General features: G+C 67.3%; 13 protein-coding genes. 10 read left to right on the top strand and 3 right to left on the bottom strand.

The window, feature by feature from the left end; genetic code table 11:
- Nucleotides 1-6: 6 nt before the first annotated feature.
- The gene (locus PSRA_RS00620) at nucleotides 7-1,077 is read right to left on the bottom strand and encodes a polyprenyl synthetase family protein (RefSeq protein WP_158216273.1); all 1,071 of its coding nucleotides are present in this window, start codon (nucleotides 1,075-1,077) and stop codon (nucleotides 7-9) included.
- Between the two features lie 211 nt (nucleotides 1,078-1,288).
- On the opposite strand from PSRA_RS00620, the gene PSRA_RS00615 reads away from it, so the two are divergent.
- From PSRA_RS00615 to PSRA_RS00595, 5 genes are all read left to right on the top strand, one after another.
- Entirely contained in the window at nucleotides 1,289-2,425 is a 1,137-nt protein-coding gene (locus PSRA_RS00615) for a DUF4192 family protein (protein ID WP_094659931.1), read from the top strand.
- Between the two features lie 92 nt (nucleotides 2,426-2,517).
- A complete protein-coding gene (locus tag PSRA_RS00610) occupies nucleotides 2,518-4,020 on the top strand; it encodes an RNA polymerase sigma factor (protein ID WP_094659930.1) in 1,503 nt (500 codons plus the stop codon).
- Between the two features lie 109 nt (nucleotides 4,021-4,129).
- Complete coding sequence (locus PSRA_RS00605; RefSeq protein WP_094659929.1) at nucleotides 4,130-6,532, top strand: DNA gyrase/topoisomerase IV subunit B; 2,403 nt, start codon at nucleotides 4,130-4,132, stop codon at nucleotides 6,530-6,532.
- A 131-nt stretch (nucleotides 6,533-6,663) separates the two neighbouring features.
- Nucleotides 6,664-7,407, top strand: a complete 744-nt coding sequence (locus tag PSRA_RS00600; RefSeq protein WP_094659928.1) for a histidine phosphatase family protein — start codon at nucleotides 6,664-6,666, stop codon at nucleotides 7,405-7,407.
- A gap of 178 nt (nucleotides 7,408-7,585) precedes the next feature.
- Nucleotides 7,586-9,391: a tetratricopeptide repeat protein gene (locus PSRA_RS00595; protein WP_158216272.1), complete on the top strand. Its 1,806-nt coding sequence runs from the start codon at nucleotides 7,586-7,588 to the stop codon at nucleotides 9,389-9,391.
- Between the two features lie 152 nt (nucleotides 9,392-9,543).
- Here the strand turns inward: PSRA_RS00595 and PSRA_RS00590 are convergent, their stop codons facing one another.
- Nucleotides 9,544-12,240: a DNA gyrase/topoisomerase IV subunit A gene (locus PSRA_RS00590; RefSeq protein WP_094659926.1), complete on the bottom strand. Its 2,697-nt coding sequence runs from the start codon at nucleotides 12,238-12,240 to the stop codon at nucleotides 9,544-9,546.
- A gap of 132 nt (nucleotides 12,241-12,372) precedes the next feature.
- Here PSRA_RS00590 and PSRA_RS00585 point away from each other — a divergent pair, with 132 nt between their 5' ends.
- Nucleotides 12,373-13,596 (top strand): alkaline phosphatase family protein, encoded by a 1,224-nt coding sequence (locus PSRA_RS00585; RefSeq protein WP_094659925.1) that lies wholly within the window; start codon nucleotides 12,373-12,375, stop codon nucleotides 13,594-13,596.
- Nucleotides 13,597-13,617: 21 nt separating this feature from the next.
- Here PSRA_RS00585 and sepH read toward each other — a convergent pair whose 3' ends face one another.
- Nucleotides 13,618-14,685 (bottom strand): septation protein SepH, encoded by a 1,068-nt coding sequence (gene sepH / locus PSRA_RS00580; protein ID WP_094659924.1) that lies wholly within the window; start codon nucleotides 14,683-14,685, stop codon nucleotides 13,618-13,620.
- A 153-nt stretch (nucleotides 14,686-14,838) separates the two neighbouring features.
- On the opposite strand from sepH, the gene PSRA_RS00575 reads away from it, so the two are divergent.
- The 4 genes from PSRA_RS00575 (at nucleotide 14,839) to PSRA_RS00560 (ending at nucleotide 19,237) form a co-directional block, all read left to right on the top strand.
- Entirely contained in the window at nucleotides 14,839-15,132 is a 294-nt protein-coding gene (locus tag PSRA_RS00575) for a DUF4193 domain-containing protein (RefSeq protein ID WP_094659923.1), read from the top strand.
- Nucleotides 15,129-15,605 carry a dUTP diphosphatase gene (dut, locus tag PSRA_RS00570; protein ID WP_094660021.1) on the top strand — a complete coding sequence of 159 codons (477 nt, stop codon included), beginning with the start codon at nucleotides 15,129-15,131 and terminating at the stop codon, nucleotides 15,603-15,605. Before PSRA_RS00575 ends, dut begins: the two co-directional genes overlap by 4 nt.
- A 297-nt stretch (nucleotides 15,606-15,902) precedes the next feature.
- A complete protein-coding gene (locus tag PSRA_RS00565; RefSeq protein WP_158216271.1) occupies nucleotides 15,903-16,712 on the top strand; it encodes a DUF4230 domain-containing protein in 810 nt (269 codons plus the stop codon).
- Between the two features lie 167 nt (nucleotides 16,713-16,879).
- The gene (locus tag PSRA_RS00560; RefSeq protein WP_094659921.1) at nucleotides 16,880-19,237 is read left to right on the top strand and encodes a RelA/SpoT family protein; all 2,358 of its coding nucleotides are present in this window, start codon (nucleotides 16,880-16,882) and stop codon (nucleotides 19,235-19,237) included.
- Nucleotides 19,238-19,334: the final 97 nt, after the last annotated feature.

The raw sequence follows: 19,334 nt of genomic DNA, 5'->3' as shown, positions 1-19,334 counted from the left end.
CGGCAGCTACAGCGCGAAGCCGGGGAGCATCGCGGCGCAGTGGTCGCGCAACACGCGGGCCCGGTCCGCGTCGAGCCCCAGAAGGCGCGACTGTTCGTCCAAGGCGGTCTCGGCCGCCGTCCACAGCCCCGCGATGCGGCGCCGCGAATCGTCGATGGCGCCGCTGGAGCGGAACAGGCCGATGATGGCCTGGGTGTCGCGCGCCGACTCGTCCGGCGCACCGTAGGCCTCGATCAGGCTTTCGCGCTCGGCCCCGGACAGGTGGGAGAGCGTGTCGGCCAGAAGCACCGTGCGCTTGCCTTCGCGGATGTCGCCGCCCACCGGCTTGCCGGTCGTGGCCGTCGTACCGGTTACGTCGATGAGGTCATCGTTGATCTGGAACGCCACGCCCAGCGGCTCGCCGATGCGGACGGCCGCCTCATGAGCCGCCCGGGGGTCCGTTCCCGCGCACAGGAGCCCCAGCTCCAGCGGCGCGATGGTGGTGTAGCTGGCGGTTTTGCTCCGGTCCGTGCGCAGCACCGTGTCGAGCAGCGTCCGGTCGTCGTCCAGCGGCAGCGTCTCGATCGCCACGTCCATGATCTGGCCCACCTCGACCTCGCGTTGCATTGCGAGGAACACCGAGTCGATTGCGTCACCGTGCGGCAGTGTGCGCGCCGCGTCATGCAGCACGTGGACCGAGGCAGTGGCCAGGAGGTCGCCGAGCATAAGGCCGAGCCCGTCGCCGCGGCTGCGCGACCTCAACGCATCCGACAGGGCGCGGTGCGCTGAGGGGGCGCCGCGCCTCAGGTCCGAGTCGTCGATGATGTCGTCGTGCACGAGGGCGGCGGTCTGGAAGATCTCGATGGCGCACGCCACGTCGGCTGCGGGCGTCGGGTCGGCGTCTTCCGGCGCCGCGGCTGCGAAGGCGCCGAGCTCGAGCAGGGCGCGCAGACGCTTGCCGCCTTTCGACGATGCGACCGCCTGCGCGGCGACGAGGGACACGACGGCCTGGGCGCCGTCGGCGTCAGGAACGGCGCAGTAGCGGGCCACGAGGTCTTCTATGCGGGCGTCGATCTGCCCGCGCGTCAAGAGTTTCACACCCCCATCGTATGCCACGCGGCGGCCGGGCGGAATGCTCAGGCAGGTTATCCACAGGGCCGTGCATGCGCGTGACCTTCGTCCACATTGTCCGGATGCCCCGGAGTGTCGTTTCACACGATGGCATCGTGAAGCCACCGGTCGCACGGTGCGCCGGCGGGCCACGGCCCGGAATATGCGGGCGACGTCCCGCGACGAGAAAGGACAGACCATGACACGGAACGCCAAGGGCTCCGCGCATCCGCGGGGCGAGAAGGACGACCGGCCGACGCAGGAGGAACGGGCTGCGCAGACGGCCGGCCCTACTCAGGCACACGACCCTGTTCAGGCACGCGGCACCTCGCAGGACGGCGGGCTGGAGGGCGCGTCGGATTGCGACGCCCAGCCGCATGCGGACGCCGCAGCGGACACCGAGGCGGCTGCAACACCGGACGCCGCGGCAGCCGCCGATGCCGGTGCGGCGCCAGCCATCGGGATACGGGACAGCACCCACGAGATGAAGGAGGCGGGGTTCGTCGTCTCCGCCCTGCGCCTGTGCGCGCATGGAAGCGCCGATGGCGCTGACAGCGGTGCCGGTGCCGCCGGCGACGGCGGCAATCCGTCCGGGCGCGGCCCCCAGGACGGCGGGCTGCGGCCGTGGCCCGACGACCATGACCTGATGGACGCCTTCCGGCGCATCCTCGCCTGCGTGGGACGCCTCAGGCGCGACCGTCCGAAAGCGCCGGGGCGCGTGTATGACAACGACGCGCTCGCGGAACGGCGCCGACGCTTCCACGAGCGCCGCAGCGAGGAAGGCATCGTCGCCACGGACACCGCATGGTTCCGCGCGGCGGTCGGGGAATGGGCCGCGGCGCTGGAGTCAGGGCGCCCCGTGCTGTCTGATGACGTCATCCTCGATATCGGCGCGGGCGCGCGGGAGACGCTGTCGATCCGCGACGCGCTGCTCGTCTCCGTCCTTGCGCCGGTCGGCGCATCGGATATGCTGCGCGTTGCCGGCGACCCGCATGACGCCGTCAGTGTCGACATCGTGTTCGAATCCCTCAACGGGGTGTTCCGCCGCAGGTCCAACCGTCCCGACGTGTCCAGGTGCCTGAGCGGCCTGCGCCTGTACGAGAGGCTCGCCGCGGCGCTTCCCGGAAGGGACCGCGCGAACGCCTATGCGTCGACGGCGTATGTGTGCTGGTGGCTGGGGCTGACCGACGAGGCGTCGGAGCTTAGCTTGCGCGCCCGGCGGAACGACCCGTCGTGTTCCCTTGCCGGCATCATCCGCACGGCCGTGGATTTCGGCGTCGTGCCGGCGTGGCTGGATTACGCTTACGACGCAATCGCGGCGGGAGGTGAGGCCTAGACGGAGGGATGCGCTATATTTGTGAAGGAATGTTGCGCTTGCCATAAGTCTGCCTTGCGAGCGTAAGGACGGCGAGCGCGTGAGGAGGGGCTTTGGCCACTAAGAAAGCAACCGCGAAGACGGGCAGCGACGCACGGGACACCGAGAAGACCGCCAAGACGGCCGCGTCTTCTGACAAGGCGTCTTCCGAGAAGAAGACGGCGAAGAAAACCCGTACGACGCGTGCGAAGTCGACCACCGCCAAGAGCACGACGAAGAAAACCGCTGCCGCGAAGAAGACGACGGGCAAGACGACCCGCCGTACGACGGCGAAGTCCGCCGCCAAGTCGGCATCGGCCGCCACTCGTCGTCGCTCGGCGGAGGCCGAGGAAGCGGAGGCGCAGACCAAGGACGAGGATCTCAGCGACGACCTTGTCGAGGAGCAGAACGAGCTCGGCGATGACTTCGACGACATCGAGGACGAGTTCTCCGATGCCGACGAGGACGCCACGGACGAGGACGGCGACGAGGATGACGACGTCATCGACGAGTCCGTGGAAGACGAGGACGATGAGGATGACGACGAGAAGAAAGTCCCCGAACAGCCCAAGGAGAAGGGTGCCTTCGTCGTCTCCGACACCGACGATGACGACGACAACCTGACGCCGACGGGCAACCCCAAGCGTCGCGTCGTCGCGACGGGTGCCACGGCCGACCCGGTCAAGGACTACCTCAAGCAGATCGGACGCGTCAACCTCCTGACCGCCGAGCAGGAGGTCGACCTGTCCGAGCGCATCGAGGCGGGCCTGTACGCCCAGCACCTGCTCGACACCGAGGACGACCTGAGCTTCAAGCGCCGCCGCGAGCTCAAGTGGGCCGCCAACGACGGGCAGAAGGCCAAGTCCCACCTGCTCGAGGCGAACCTCAGGCTCGTCGTGTCCCTCGCCAAGCGCTACACGGGACGCGGCATGCTGTTCCTCGACCTCATCCAGGAAGGCAACCTCGGCCTGATCCGCGCCGTGGAGAAGTTCGACTGGAAGAAGGGCTTCAAGTTCTCGACCTACGCCACGTGGTGGATCCGCCAGGCCATCACGCGCGCCATGGCAGACCAGGCTCGCACCATCCGCGTGCCCGTGCACATGGTCGAGGTCATCAACAAGCTCTCCCGCGTGCAGCGCCAGATGCTGCAGGACCTGGGCCGCGAGCCCACGCCGGACGAGCTCGCCCGCGAGCTCGACATGCCGGTGGAGAAGGTGCAGGAGGTGCAGAAGTACGGCCGCGAGCCCATCTCCCTGCACACCCCGCTCGGCGAGGACGGCGACTCCGAGTTCGGCGACCTCATCGAGGACACCGACGCCATCGCCCCGTCCGACGCCGTGGCCTTCTCGCTGCTCCAGGAGCAGCTCAAGCAGGTGCTCGAGACGCTCAGCCCCCGCGAGGCCGGCGTCATCGAGATGCGCTACGGCCTCAAGGACGGCCAGGCGAAGACGCTCGACGATATCGGCCGCGTGTACGGCGTGACCCGCGAGCGCATCCGCCAGATCGAGTCCAAGACGATGTCGAAGCTGCGTCACCCCTCGAGGTCGCAGACGCTGCGCGACTTCCTCAGCAAGTAACACTCCGTCGTCCCCAGGCCCGCTTCGGCGGGCCTTCGTTCGCACAGGGGCCGGACGCGCCGGAACACCAGGCCGGGACACCAGGCCGGAACACCAGGGAAAGGAAACCGTGGCACAGGGCAAGCAGGAAACATCGCAGAAGCCGAAATACGGGGCGGCGGACCTCACGGTCCTCGAAGGACTCGACGCCGTGCGCAAGCGCCCCGGCATGTATATCGGCACCACCGATACGCAGGGCCTCATGCACTGCCTGTGGGAGATCATCGACAACTCCGTCGATGAGGCGCTCGCCGGCTTCTGCGACAGGATCCAGGTGACGCTCCACGCCGACGGCTCCATCACCGTGGAGGACAACGGCCGCGGCATCCCCGTCGACATCGAGCCCAAGACCAAGCTCACGGGCGTCGAGGTCGTGCTCACCAAGCTGCACGCCGGCGGCAAGTTCGGCAACAAGGCGTACAACGCCTCCGGCGGCCTGCATGGCGTCGGCTCCTCCGTCGTCAACGCGCTCAGCTCGCGTCTCGACGTGGAGGTGGACCGCGGCGGCAAGACGTACCGCATGGAGTTCCACCAGGGGCATCCGGGCGTGTACATGGACGCCGACCCGGCCGCCCCGTCGCCCGACTCCCCGTTCAAGAAAACGCGCAAGGGCCGGCCCACCGAGCTGCGCGTCATCGGCACATACCGCGGCAAGCACACGGGCACGCGCATCCGCTACTGGGCCGATCCCGAGATCTTCAACGCCGGGGCCAGTTTCCAGTACGACGAGCTCATCGACCGCGTGCGCCAGACGACATTCCTCGTGCCCGGCCTGCGCATCATCGTCGTGGACGAAACCATTCCCGAAACCGGCGACGCGTCCATCGACGACCGCCGCGAAGTGGACGAACCGCTGGACGCACCTTCTGCCTCCGGCACCGAGGCGGCCGATGCCGAGACCACCGTTGCCGAGACCACCGACGATGGTGCCATCGTGGAAAATGCCACCGATGCCAGCGCCGACGATGCCAGCGCCGCCGACACAACGGCCGCCGCCGACGCGACCCCCGATGACGCAGACGGCGCCGCCGCCGCCGACACGCCGGCCGAGGCCTCCCTTTCCGCCGTCCCCGCGCCCGCCTCGCATCCGCGCGTCCAGGAATTCCTCCACGAGGGCGGCGTCGTCGACTTCGTGGACTTCCTCTCGCACGGCACCCCGGTGTGCGACGTGTGGCATGTGACGGGGCAGGACACCTACGAGGAGGAGACGCAGGAGGTCGACGCCGACGGAGGCCTGCACGCCGCGATGGTGACGCGCCGCTGCGACGTGGACATCGCCCTGCGCTGGGTGGATGACTACGATACGACGATCCGCAGCTTCGTCAACGTGGTCGAGACCCCCGGCGGCGGCACGCATCTCGACGGTTTCCTCGCCTCGCTTGTCAAGCAGGTGCGCAAGAACGTCGAGGCGAACGCGCGCAAGCTCAAGGTGAACCTCAAGGACTCCTCGATGCGCATCGAGCGCGACGACGTCATGACCGGCCTCGTGGCCGTCGTCAGCGTGCGCATCGCCGAGCCGCAGTTCCAGGGGCAGACCAAGGATGTTCTGGGCACCGCGCAGGTCAAGCCCATCGTCACGCATATGTGCGACGAGCAGCTCGGCCAGATGCTGTCGGGCTCCAAGCGCGGCTACAAGGAGCAGTCGGGCCGTGTGCTCGGCAAAATCGCCGGGGAGATGCACGCCCGCGTGCAGGCGCGCAAAACCAAGGAGGTCACGCGTCGTAAGAACGCGCTGGAGTCAGCCTCCATGCCCGCCAAGCTCTCCGACTGCCAGCCGGGCAACGACGATATCGCCGAGCTGTTCATCGTGGAGGGCGACTCCGCCCTCGGAACCGCGAAGGCGGCGCGCAACTCCATGTTCCAGGCGCTGCTGCCGATCCGCGGCAAGATTCTCAACGTGCAGAAGGCCTCGACCGCGCAGATCCTGGGCAACAAGGAATGCTCCGCCATCATCCAGGTGGTGGGCGCGGGGTCGGGCTCCACCTTCGACCTCGAGCAGGCGCGGTACAACAAGATCATCATGATGACCGACGCCGATGTGGACGGCGCGCATATCCGCACGCTGCTGCTGACGCTGTTCTACCGCTACATGCGCCCGCTCGTCGCCGCCGGCCACGTCTACGCCGCCGTGCCGCCGCTGCACCGCATCGCGCTCGCCGGCAGGCATAAGGGCGAGTACGTCTACACGTATTCCGAGGAGGAGCTCCAGGAGCGCCTCGCCAAGCTGCGCGCGCAGGGCATCGACTACAACCCCGACGTGCAGCGCTACAAGGGCCTGGGCGAGATGGACGCCGACCAGCTGGCCGACACCACGATGGACCCGCGCACCCGCACGCTGCGCCGCATCCGCCTCGAGGATGCCGCGCATGCATCCCAGATCTTCGAGCTGCTGATGGGCGACGACGTGCCGCCCCGCCGGCAGTTCATCATCGACAACGCCGAGGATTTCGACAGGTCCAACATCGACGCCTGACATGCGCGGCGCCACACGGGGCCGCGCCGAGGGACGCCGCCGCAAGGCGACGCCGCGCCGGCACACGCCGGCATACCAACACGCACCGGCACGCCGCCGCACCACCGCGGACGGCCGGGGAAAGGAAACGCATGGTTCGCTCCATCCTGCTCATCCGTCACGGACGCACCGCGTATAACGCGCAGAACCGCTTCCAGGGTCAGATCGACATCCCCCTCGACGAGGTCGGCCGATGGCAGGCCGAGCGCACCGGCGAGGCGCTGCGCGAGCTGCAGGGCCTCAACCAGCGCATCGCCCCCGCCAGCGGCGCCACGCTGCCCGACACGGGTGAGGCCTTCGACCCGGCCGCCAATCTGCTCGTCGTGTCCTCGGACCTCAGCCGCGCCATGGCCACGGCCCACGCGTTCGCCGACCCCTGGGGCCTCGAGGTGCATCCCGAGCCGCGCCTGCGCGAACGCTCCTTCGGCGAATGGGAGGGAGTACCGCTGCCGCAGGCCGAGGCCGAGTACCCCGAGGACTACCGTGCGTGGCGCGACGGCATGGGCGGCGAGCTGCGCCATGGCGCCGAGTCCCGCGCGGCGTTGGGGGAGCGCGGCATGCAGGCCGTCAACGATTGGGTGCGCCGCGCCAGCGACGACCAGACGATTCTCTTCTTCTCACACGGCGCATGCATCGCCGAAACCATCGACTGCATGCTCGAACCCGTCGGCTCCACGTCGGGCATCGCGAATTTCTCCACGATGCGCAACGACCACTGGGCCGAGCTCATACCCTTCGAAAGCCAGGCGGCGGGCCAGCGCTGGAGGCTGCTGTTCTACAACCGCGGCCCGGCCCTCGCCATGACCCCGCAGTGGGAGAACCCCTTCGGCGAGTGACAGGCGCCGCCACGCCTGGAACACGCGTGGAACACGGCGGAATACCGCGACACGATGAACGCCGTCTTCACACATGCATCACACATGGCCTACAATGGAAAAGGGCCCTGCGAGGCACAAGCCGCGCCTCGCAGGGCCGACCAGGGAACGTAGGGAACGTACCGAGGGACTGAGAGACATGACCACTACACAGGGAACCCCGGATCGGGGACCGGATGACGTCCATGCATCGGAGCATGGCGGCATTGCGTCGAACCCATCGCAATCCGGCCCGACGGCGGCCGGCGACATGTCGGCGGATAGCGAGGACGCGGACCAGGCCCTGCAATCGGAAAGCATCGATCCGCAGGATTCGGACGGGCTCGCGCATGGGCTCGGCCTTCTGACGCGCGGCGCGCTGTCGGGGCATGACACGAACGACGACGACATGGGCCATTCCGCCCAGCATGCGGAGATGCCCCATGACACGATTTCCTTCCCCGCCTTCGATTTCGCGCGCGTCTACGCCGTGCCCGAGGACCTCATGCCCGCCCCGCCGCGCATTCCCGATCCCGAGGAGGCGACCGGGACGCAGAAGGCCGACACGACGCCCAAAGCCAGCGACATCGCGCTGTCGGTGAAGGCCGCCGAAACCGTCGAGCGCCTGCGCCAGCCCGCCAAATACGGCGATAGCCAGGCCATGCTCGCCAGCGCCGATCTGTACACGCTCGGCATCGGCGTGCGCAAGAACCTGTCGACCGCCTACGACCTGTACCGCCGCGCCGCCGACCTGAACAACACCGACGCCCAGAACGCGCTGGGCATCATGATGTTCCGGGGCGAGGGCACCGACCAGGACAAGCGCCGCGCCGCCGAGCTTTTCCGCACCGCCGCCCAGGCGGGCAACGCCTGCGCCCAGGCCAACCTCGGCCTGCTGTATGACGGCGGCGAGGGAGTGGAGCGTGACTCCCAGGCCGCCGCCGAATGGTTCGCCAAGGCCGCCGACCAGGGCGTCGCCGTAGCCGAACTGGGGCTGGGAACGCTGCTGTTCAACGGACGCGCCGGCCGCCAGGACCTCGGCCTGGCCGCCGAGTACTTCGAACGCGCCGCCCGGCAGGGCAACGCCATCGCGCAGTTCAAGATCGGCATCATGAAATACTCGGGCATCGGCGTGGTGCGTGACCTCGAGGGCGCCGTGGCGTGGTTCGTCGAATCCGCACACCAGGGCCTGCCACACGGCGAGACCGCGCTCGGACGCGCCTTCTACGAGGGTCGCGGCATCAAGCGCGATTTCCGCAAGGCCGGGTACTGGTTCTGGGAGGCCGCCCAGCAGGACTTCGCCATCGCCCAGGGCGCGCTCGGCGACATGTACCGCCTCGGCCACGGCGTGAGCAAGGACATGACGCAGGCCGCCTCGTGGTACGCCAAGGCCGCCGAGCACGGAGACACCGATGCACAGTTCCATCTCGCCGTGCTCTACGAACGCGGCACCGGCGTGGAGCAGGACTACGCCCAGGCGGTGGACCTGTACCAGGAGGCGGCCGCGCACGGGGACGGCCGTGCGCAGACGAACCTCGGCATGATGTACGCCTTCGGCGAAGGCGTGGAGCGTGACTACGACCTCGCCTTCGACTGGTTCGCCAGCGCCGCGGAGCTCGACGATCCCAAGGCGCAGACGAACCTCGGCGTGTTCTACGAGCAAGGCATGGGAGTGGAGAAGAACCTCGACAACGCGCGCGTGCTGTACGAGGAGGCCGCCAAGCACAACGACCCTACCGCCCTGTGGCGTCTCGGCATCATGTATGTGCGTGGCAAGGGAGTGGAGCAGGACTACGAGAAAGGCGCCGACCTTCTGGCCAAGGCATCGTCGGCCGGCGAGTTCCACGCCATGATGCGTCTCGCGGATCTCTACGACCAGGGCCTGGGCGTGCCGCAGGACGACCAGATGGCCAATGTGCTGCGCGAGGCCGCCGTTTACGAAAGCACGAAGAGGCTGTCGCGCTAAAGTCGCGTTGAAATACGGTTGCGCAGGAGACGGTGCGCCGATAAGGTTCGGTGCGCCGACGAGGCTTCACGGCTGACGAAGCTTCACGATTGTTGCGGCGCATCATGGGGAGCGCCGCAACAATCGTCGTCACAATCACGACACCGCAGCAATCACGACACCGTGGCGATGGCGGTCGGCAGTTCCGTTCCCGACCCGTCGCGGCGCATATCCACCGACGGCAGGTCGACGGGGGAGCCCGACGCGGTGGAGGCGAACAGGGGCCAGGCCCCCACATAGGCCAGGATCAGCGCGTTCTGCCCCTTGAGGAAGCGGTGGGAGCGCACGCCGCCCGTGCCGCGTCCCTTCGTGGGGTACTGCTCCAGTGGCGTCACCTTGGCCGAGCCGGGGTCAAGTCCCGGAAGCGCGTCGGTATCGCCGGCCACCGTAAGCACCACGGCGCCCGACATGGAGCTCACGCCCTCGTCATCCGCGTCATACGTCCACGACACCTGCCCCGCGGGCACGACGGCGAAGGCCGCGACCTGCGCCCCCTGTGCGAGGCGGATGCCGATCATGCCGCCCGCCGTGCGACCCTGGGGCCTGACCGACGAGGCGTCGAAGGTCAGAAGGCTCGAATCGGTGGAGATGAACACGATGCGGTCGCCGTCCGCGGCATCCGCAGCGCCGATCACCTCGTCGCCGTCCTTGAGCTCGATGACGGGCCAGGAATCCATCGTCGTCGGGGCCTCGCGGTTCCACCGCTTCACCACGCCGTGGCGCGTTCCGATCGCCAAGGGCGCCAGTTGCGCCGCCGCCCCATCCGAAGCGCCATCGGCACCATTGCGCCCCGCGCCATCCGCCGTACCCGCCGCGCCTATGGACGGGGCGGGGGAGAGCGCCACCACGCACACGGCGTGCTCGCCTTCGACGGGCTCGGTGCTCTGCGTGGAGACGATAAGCTCGTCCGCCTTCACGCCGCCGTTCACCGTCACGGGGCCGCCGCCGGGAAGCGCCGGCAGATCCGCCACATGCGCCACCACCAGGCGCCCCGCGCTCGTCACGATGCCGAAGGTCGACAGCGTGGAGGTACGGATGATCGACGTCACGGTGTCGCCGGACGTCCGCGGGGTGGAAGAGCTGCGCGCGTGGAACGCATCCCACGCGCTGTCCGGTGCGCGCGCCACGAGGCCGTCGCCGCCCATGAGCACGACGCACGGCTTGTCCTCCAGCTGCGCCGAACCCTTCGCGTCCTCGCGCGTCACGCGGGCGCTGACCGACGCCACGGCGGACTCCAGCGCATCCGTATGCGACAGCTGGGCCGGCACCGCCTTGGACACGACGGGCTCCATGCCGCCGTCCTCGTCCACGTCCAGCAGCACGGTGCGTCGCGGCGTGCCGTAGTCGCGCGCCACCTCGTCCATCTCGCGCACCACCACCGCGTCGCGTTCGGCGTCGGACGACAGGATGCGCCCCAGCTGCTCGATCTGGCGGCGCAGGTCGTCGCGTTCCGCCTCGAGCTCGATGCGGCTCATCTTCGTCAGGCGGCGCAGGCGCAGGTCGAGGATGTACTGCGCCTGCTGCTCGTCGAGGTCGAACACGGCCATGAGGCGCGTCTTCGCCTCGTCCGCGTTCTGCGACGTGCGGATCACCTGGATCACCTCGTCGATGTCGACAAGCGCCAGGAGCAGGCCGTCCACGAGGTGGAGGCGCTCCTCGGCCTTGCGCTTGCGGAACTCGCTGCGCCTGGTGATGACGGTGCGGCGGTGCCCCACCCACACCTCGAGCAGGTCCCTGAGCCCCATCGTGTGCGGGCGGCCGTCCACAAGGGCCACGTTGTTGATGGCGAAGGAGTCCTCGAGCGGGGTGTGGCGGAACAGCTGCGCCAGCACCGCCTGCGGGTCGAAGCCGGTTTTGATCTCGATGACGAGGCGCGTGCCGTTGTGGCGGTCCGTCAGGTCGATGGCGCCGGAGATGCCGTCGAGCTTCTTGTTCTTGACGCCTTCCGAGATCTTCTCGAGCACTTTCTCGGGGCCCACCATGAACGGCAGCTCCGTGACGACGATGGCCTTCTTGCGCGCCGTCACGTTCTCGATATGCGTGCGGGCGCGCGTCACGAACATGCCGCGGCCCTTCTCGTAGGCGTCACGGATGCCCGAGCGGCCCATGATGATGCCGCCTCCCGGAAGGTCCGGGCCGGGCACGTACTCCATGAGCTCGTCCACCGTGGCGTCCGGGTGCTTCATGAGGTACTTGGCCGCGCCGATGACCTCCGCGAGGTTATGCGTGGGCATATTCGTGGCCATGCCCACGGCGATGCCGGAGGCCCCGTTGACCAGGAGGTTCGGGATGGCGGCGGGCAGCACGGTGGGCTCCTGCAGTTTGTTGTCGTAGTTCGGGGTGAAGTCGACGGTGTCCTCGTCGATCGCGGCGTTCATCGCGAGCGCCGCCGGCCCCAGCCTCGCCTCGGTGTATCGGGAGGCTGCGGGGCCGTCGTCGAGGGAGCCGAAGTTGCCGTGGCCGTCCACGAGGGGCAGGCGCATGGCGAAGGGTTGGGCGAGGCGCACCATGGCCTCGTAGATGGCGGAGTCGCCGTGGGGGTGCAGCTTGCCCATGACCTCGCCGACCACGCGCGCCGACTTCATGTACGGGCGGTCGGGGGTGAGGTTCATCTGCCCCATCTGGTAGACGATGCGCCGCTGCACCGGCTTCATGCCGTCGCGGGCGTCGGGCAGGGCGCGGGCGTAGATCACCGAGTACGCGTATTCGAGGAACGATGTGCTCATTTCCTCGCTGAGCGGGGTGTCGACGATTTTCTCCGTGATCTGGCGCGGATCGTACGATGATGCGTTCTTCTTGCGCTGTGCCATGTAGCTCCTTTTGTCCCGGTCTTACAAACTACCACGACGCTGCTCCAAGCACCGTGCTCAGGGGAGTCGCACGGGGCCGTGTCGTGCCGCTCCATGGTCCCGTCGTCCCGTTCGGGCACATGCGGTGGTTCAATGGTGGGTATGGATACCGAGACCGAAGGACTTTACGAGCTGCAACCGATTGTGTCATACGACGATGCCGTCGCACCGTCCCCGCGTGGGGGAGCGAGGCATCTGAGCTGCGTCCTTCCGGCCCTGTCCGCCGCCATCGGCTCCCCGGTGGCCACGGCGCTGCACGATGACCCCGACCGCCTGCGCCGCGAACTGGGCCTGCCCCAGGTGCGCTCCGCCATCGTCGTTCTCGTCGACGGCCTGGGTTTCTGGAACCTGTCGATCCGGCGCGGCCACGTGCCCTACCTGCGCTCTCTGCTGGGGGAGTCCACGGGGGCGCGCCCCATCTCCACATGTTTCCCGGCCACCACCGTGGCCGCGATGGGCACCTTCGGCACCGGCACCTGCCCGGGGCTGACCGGCATGACCGGCTACTCCCAGCTCAATCCGCGCAACGGCAAGATCTGCCAGCTCATCGCCTTCCGCGACGCCATGAGCCCCGAGGAGCTTCAGACGCAGCCCAGCGTGTTCCAGACGCTGGCGGACCGCGGCGTGCGCGTCACCTTCAGCGGCCTGCCCAAGTTCGCCGGCTCCGCCCTCACCGTGGCCGCACTCCACGGCGCCCGGTACGTGGCGAACCGCCGCATGGACGCGCTTGTGCACGTCGCGGCCGAGTCGGCGCGCGAACCGGGCCTGACCTACCTGTACGTGGACCGCTGCGACAAGATCGGCCACAACTACGGGTGGATCTCGGACGAATGGGTCGGCACCTTCGAACGCCTCGACGGATACTTGCGCCAGTTGCACGACGAGGCGCCGAAAGGCACGCTGATCGTCATCGTGGCGGACCATGGCATGGTGCAGACCGATCCCGAGCAGCGCATCGACATCGCCGAGCGCCGCGAACTGGCGCAGGGCGTGCGCCTCGTGGGAGGCGAGCCCCGCGCCCCCATGCTCTATGTGGAGGATGGCGTGGATCCGGCCGACGTGGCGGCGCGATGGCGCGACAGCCTCGGCGACGATGCCGACGTGTTCACGCGCGACGAGGCGATCTCGAAGGGCATGTACGGCCCCGTGCGCGATGACGTGCGCCCGATGATCGGCGACGTCATCGCCACGGCGAACGGGCGCGTCACCATCGTGGACTCGCGCAGCCAGAGCGACAAGGCCACGCGCCTTCCCAGCGTCCACGGCTCGCGCACCACGATGGAGGTCGACATCCCCTTCCTCGTCGACCTCGTGTAAACCCTATCCGACGCGTAAACCCTATTCGCCGAAGATGATGTCGTCCCACTTGCGGAACACGGGGCGCTTGGGCTGGTGAGACTGCGCCGTCTCGTCGCCGGCCGCGGCATTTGCCGACGCCCCGGTTCCGCCGGTGCCGGAGGCAGCGCCATCGGCACTCGCCGTCCCGCCGTGTCGGTCGGAGGGATCGGCCTGCCCCTGGCGCCTGGCGACGGGAATGTCGGTCGCGCGCGCCGGTTCGAGGGAGACGGGCGCGGGTTCGCCCGGGATGCGCTGCGTGGATTCGAGGTCCTCGTCCGATACGATGCCCACGCCCTGCGCCACCGTGATGCCCGAGGCGAGGGTGACGGGGCGCGGGTCCGTGTCATCGCGCGGATCCTGCGCCGCACGGCGCTGCTGGGACGAGGCCACGGGGCGCTCGTCGGAGGCGACAACGCCCCGCGACTGCGCGTCCTGCCGTGTGTCGTCATCCTCGGACTCGGGGAGCGCCGCGGGAATCGTGGGGGCGGAGAACAGACGCTTGGAGACCTGGTCGAGGCAGGTGATCGTGCCGCGCGGTGTGTCGAAGGCCCACTCGGCCGTGTACGTGCGCCCCGACTGCGGGAAGCTGGCCTTGATGCGCCACGGTTCGTGCCCGTGCCGCGTGGCGTCCCACGTCACGTCGGTGAAGCGCACGCCCGACTGCAGCAGCTGCGCCTGGAGCGCCGACTCCACGGTTTCGTGGGGCACGGACGAGCCGGGCATATGCGCATGGCGGAACTGGTCGATCTGGTAATGCTTCTCGATATCCACGGGGCGTGCGAAACGGCGCACGAGCGGCTCGCTCAGATGGTATTCCTCCGCCACGGCCTGCGGGTCCTCGCCCGCTCGCAGAAGCGTCTGGATCGTCGAGATGGGCAGGGCTTTCTCGGAATGGGGCGACGGCGTGCCGCGCAGCTCCGCCAGAATCTGCTTGGATTCGATGATGCCGCGCTCCAGCTCATCCGTGACCTCGACGGAGATCAGACGCCCGTCGTCGACGCGGAATTCGAGAAGCCCGTCCTCGTCCGTACGGATGAAGGTCGCACGCTGCAGCGAATCTTCGGTCATCCTGTGCACCAACTTTCCTTGAATTTCTCCCTTTATATTATCCGTTGCGGGAGCGTTTTGATGCAAAAGGGGAACTGCCGCACGTACCGGTGCATAAATCGTGTATTCTATGCCGCGTAGAGCAAGTACAGACACTTATCGAAAGGACCTGGCATGGCTCAGGATTACGATGCTCCGCGCAACAAGGACGACGACCAGGAAGCCGTCGAGGCCCTCAGTGGGGAGAGCCAGAACCAAAGCACGGATATGGACGATGACGAGACCGCCATCGCCGAGAACTACGAGCTGCCGGGCGAGGACCTGAGCAACGAGGACACCTCCGTCACCGTCGTGCCGATGCAGGGCGACGAGTTCGTGTGCTCCGAGTGCTTCCTTGTCAAGCACCGCACCCAGCTGGCCTACACCACCGAGGACGGCGACATGGTGTGCAAGGAGTGCGCCGCCTGATGTACGACGAGGCCTATTGCGAGCCGGAGAACGTCGAGGTCCTCGTCAAGGACCTCCTTTCCGACGGCGGTGACGCCGCGCATCTTGTGTACGCCCACGCGGGAGACGCGGGCGTCGATCTGCGCGCCGCCGAGGATTTCACCCTCGCGCCCTTCGAACGCCGCCTCGTGCCCACCGGCATCGCCATCGCGCTGCCCAACGGCTACGTCGGCCTCGTGCATCCCCGCTCCGGCCTGGCCGCGAAGCAGGGGATCACGGTGCTCAACGCCCCGGGCACGATTGACGCGGGCTACCGAGGGGAGATCAAGGTGCCGCTGATCAATCTCGACCCGAAGACGACCGCCGTGTTCCACAAGAACGACCGCATTGCCCAGCTCGTGATCCAGCGCTACGTCGAGGCGCGCTTCGTGCCCGCGGTCACGCTGCCGGGGTCGGACCGCGCCGAGCGCGGCTTCGGATCGACGGGAGTGTGAGACGGGAACAGCCGGCACATGGATTTCGCATGAGGCGATTTCGCGCGAGGCCCGCGTTCATCGACGCGGGCCTCGTACATATGTCGGTTGCCAAGGCGAAGGCATTGCCGGGGTGTGGTCGCAGGGGATTACAGGTGAGTGAATGCGTCGCTTGACGTCGTGCGCATGACGATTCAGATGGTTGCAATCCGGCGCTATACTCTAACCGTTTCGTTGCGGAGCGGTTGGATCGGCGACGATCCGATGGCGCCTCGGGCGGAACAACTGAGAAGAAGAGAACTGACAGGGGAGAAGACAATGAGCGACTATGACGATGACTACTATGACGATCGCTATGAATGCGGCCGGTGGGTAGGTAAGAGACCCAATTGGTTCACAAAAAAGTGGAAGCGGCTTCCGCTGAAGGGGAAGCTGATCGTCTTCCTGGTTGTGATTGTGATCGCTTTTCTGGCCGGGCGTGCGCTGTATGTCCGTTTGAAGATGCACGCGGACCAGACGCAGCAGGTCCAGGAGCCGGAGAGCAAGAGCCAGTCGGTGTCGCTGGGCCTTAAGAACATCGGCGAGTTCGCCACGGAATCCGCCTACATGACGGTTGTCAACCAAACGGATGATTCGAAGCATCTTTTCAGCTGGGGGCTTCCGTTTACCGAGAGCAAATACCTGTACAGCTACAACGTCGTCATCAAGTTCGGGTATGACTTCACCAAAGCCACGGAGGACGTGGACCAAGAGAGCAAGGTCATCTCGGTGCATCTTCCTGAAACGGAAGTGCTCAGCGACGAGGTGGACTATGACTCGCTGACGGTTTACGAGGAGAACGAGAGCCCGCTCAACAACATCTCCCTTCAGGAGAACAACGATGCCGTGAAGCAGCTCAAGGAGACCGCCGAGCGGGATGCCACCAACAACGGAGCCATGGACGCGGCGCAGCAGAATGCCGTCACCTTCATCCGCTCCTTCGCCAAGCAGGGATGGCCCGACTACAAGGTTATCGTGTATGACTCGAACAATCAGGAAATCCTTCTGCCCGGCGAGGAATCGCAGCTGCCGGACGGTTCTTCGCAGTCCTCTTTGTCGTCGTCCGCGAGCTCGTCGTCCAAGGACTGACGGGGACGGGTCCCGAACTCGCGCCAGCGCATGCGCGCCGCGCAACGCGGCCACGCATGCGCTGGCGTGTTCTCATACCCGCATCACGATGAACGGCGCGCGGTATGGCACACTATGATGTGATGTGAACAATCGATGCGAATCGGTGGAGCAAGGAGAGCAGCGACATGGGCGACAACAAAGACCTGAAGGACAACATGAGCATCGCCGCCAGCAAACTCGGCTGCGAGATCAGCTCCGATCCCACGGACCCCCTGCTGCCGATCTGGCGCATGTGCGAGGAGCATCATCCCAACGTCGACCTGTCGATCCTCAGGCGCGCCTACGAGCGCGCCGTCAGGCAGCACAGTTCGCAGAGGCGCAAGTCGGGCGAGCCCTATATCATCCATCCGCTCGCCGTCGCGCAGATCCTCGCCGACCTGGGCATGAGCCCCACCGTCGTGGCCGCGGGTCTGCTGCATGACACGGTGGAGGACACCGACTACACGCTCGACCAGTGCCGGGAGGAGTTCGGAGACACGGTCGCCGGCCTCGTGGACGGCGTCACGAAGCTGACGAAGATGGACGTGGGCGAATCCGCCCAGGCCGAAACCATCCGCAAGATGGTCGTCGCCATGAGCCGCGACGTGCGCGTGCTCGTCGTCAAGCTCGCCGACCGCGTGCACAACGCGCGCACGTGGCGCTACGTCAAGACCTCCAGCGCGCAGCGCAAGGCGCGCGAAACGCTCGACGTGTACGCGCCGCTGGCCAACCGCCTGGGCATGAACGCCATCAAGACCGAGCTCGAGGAGCTGTCGTTCAAAACGCTCGAGCCGAAGATCTACAACGAGATCGTGCTGCTCGTCAAGCACCGCGCCGGTCAGCGCGAGGTCTACCTCAAGCAGGTCATCGACGAGATCACCGAGGATCTCGCGGAGCAGGGCGTCAAGGCGTATGTGACGGGCCGCCCCAAGGACTACTACAGCATCTACCAGAAGATGGTGGTGCGCGGCATCGAGTTCGAGAATATCTACGATTTGCTCGGCGTGCGCATCATCGTCGATTCCATCCGCGACTGCTACGCCGCCCTCGGCGCCGTGCACGCCCGCTGGAGCCCCGTGCCCGGGCGCTTCAAGGACTACATCGCCATGCCGAAGCTCAACATGTACCAATCGCTGCACACCACGGTGGTGGGCCCCGGCGGCAAGCCCGTCGAGATCCAGATCCGCACGTGGGAGATGCACCGGCGCAGCGAGTTCGGCATCGCCGCGCACTGGAAGTACAAGGAGAACGGGCAGGCGGGGCGCGCGCTGAGCAAGCCCGACACCTCCGACCGCAAGCGCGAGAAGCAGCTTCAGTCCGCCGACTCCGCCTCGCGCGAGGAGCTCAGCGAGGCCGACAACCTCAAGTGGATCCAGCAGCTCGCCGACTGGACGAGCGAAACGCCGGACTCCGACGAATTCCTCGGAACCCTCAAGGAGGACCTGGGCTCCGCGCAGGTGTATGTGTTCACGCCGAAGGGCAAGATCGTGGCGCTGCCAGCCCAGGCCACGCCCGTCGACTTCGCCTACGCCGTGCACACCGAGGTGGGGCACCACACGATGGGCGCGCGCGTCAACGGCCGCCTCGTGCCCCTCGACACGGAGCTGCAGAACGGCGACACCGTGGAGGTGCTGACGTCGAAGGCGGAGAACGCCGGCCCGTCGCATGACTGGCTCAGCTTCGTGAAAAGCCCCAAGGCCCGCAACAAGATTCGCCAGTGGTTCACCAAGGAGCGCCGCACCGAGATGATCGACACGGGCCGCGACGACCTGACGCACGCCATGCGCCGGCGCAACATGCCCGTCGCCATCCTCATGTCTGCGGCGAGCGTCACGCGCGTGGCGGAGGAGCTCGGCTTCCAGGACTCCGACACGATGTTTGCGAACATCGGCGAAGGCGTCATCTCCACGCAGAACGTCATCGCCCATATGGTCAAGGACTCGAGCTCCGACGAAGCGGTGCGCGAGGTGGAGCACGCGGCGCTGCCGTCGGCCCCGAAGCACAACCAGCGCAAGGACGACGTCGGCGTGTCCGTCAAGGGCGTGGACGGCGTGTGGGTCAAGCTCGCCAAATGCTGCATGCCCGTTCCGGGAGACAAGATCATGGGTTTCGTCACGCGCATGCAGGGCGTGTCGGTGCACCGCGCCGACTGCGTGAACATGATCAACCTCGCCAAAAGCCAGCCCGACCGCGTCGTCGAGGTGGAGTGGACGAGCAACCGCGGCAACTTCCTCGTCAAGATTCAGACCGAGGCGCTCGACCGCGGGCATCTGCTCAGCGACATCACGAAGGTGCTCGCCGACCACGGCGTCAACATCCTGTCGGGCTCGCAGACCACGGGCGAGGACCGCGTGGCCATCGAGCAGTTCACCTTCGAGATGGCCGATCCGCAGAACCTCGACCGCCTGCTCGCCGACATCCGCAAGATCGACGGCGTTTTCGACTGCTACCGCCTGACAGGCCAGTCCTCGCAGGACTCCCTCAGGATCCGCAACATCCACTGACCCGGATCCGTCGGGCGGAGAGCGGACGACGGAAAACGAAAATCGCCGAACAACGCCAAACAGGCAAAAACAGGGGCGGGCCCGCAATGCGGAACCC

This window comes from Pseudoscardovia radai, assembly GCF_002259605.1.
GTDB lineage: Bacteria > Actinomycetota > Actinomycetes > Actinomycetales > Bifidobacteriaceae > Pseudoscardovia > Pseudoscardovia radai.
This window is presented reverse-complemented; position numbering and strand designations above follow the sequence as displayed.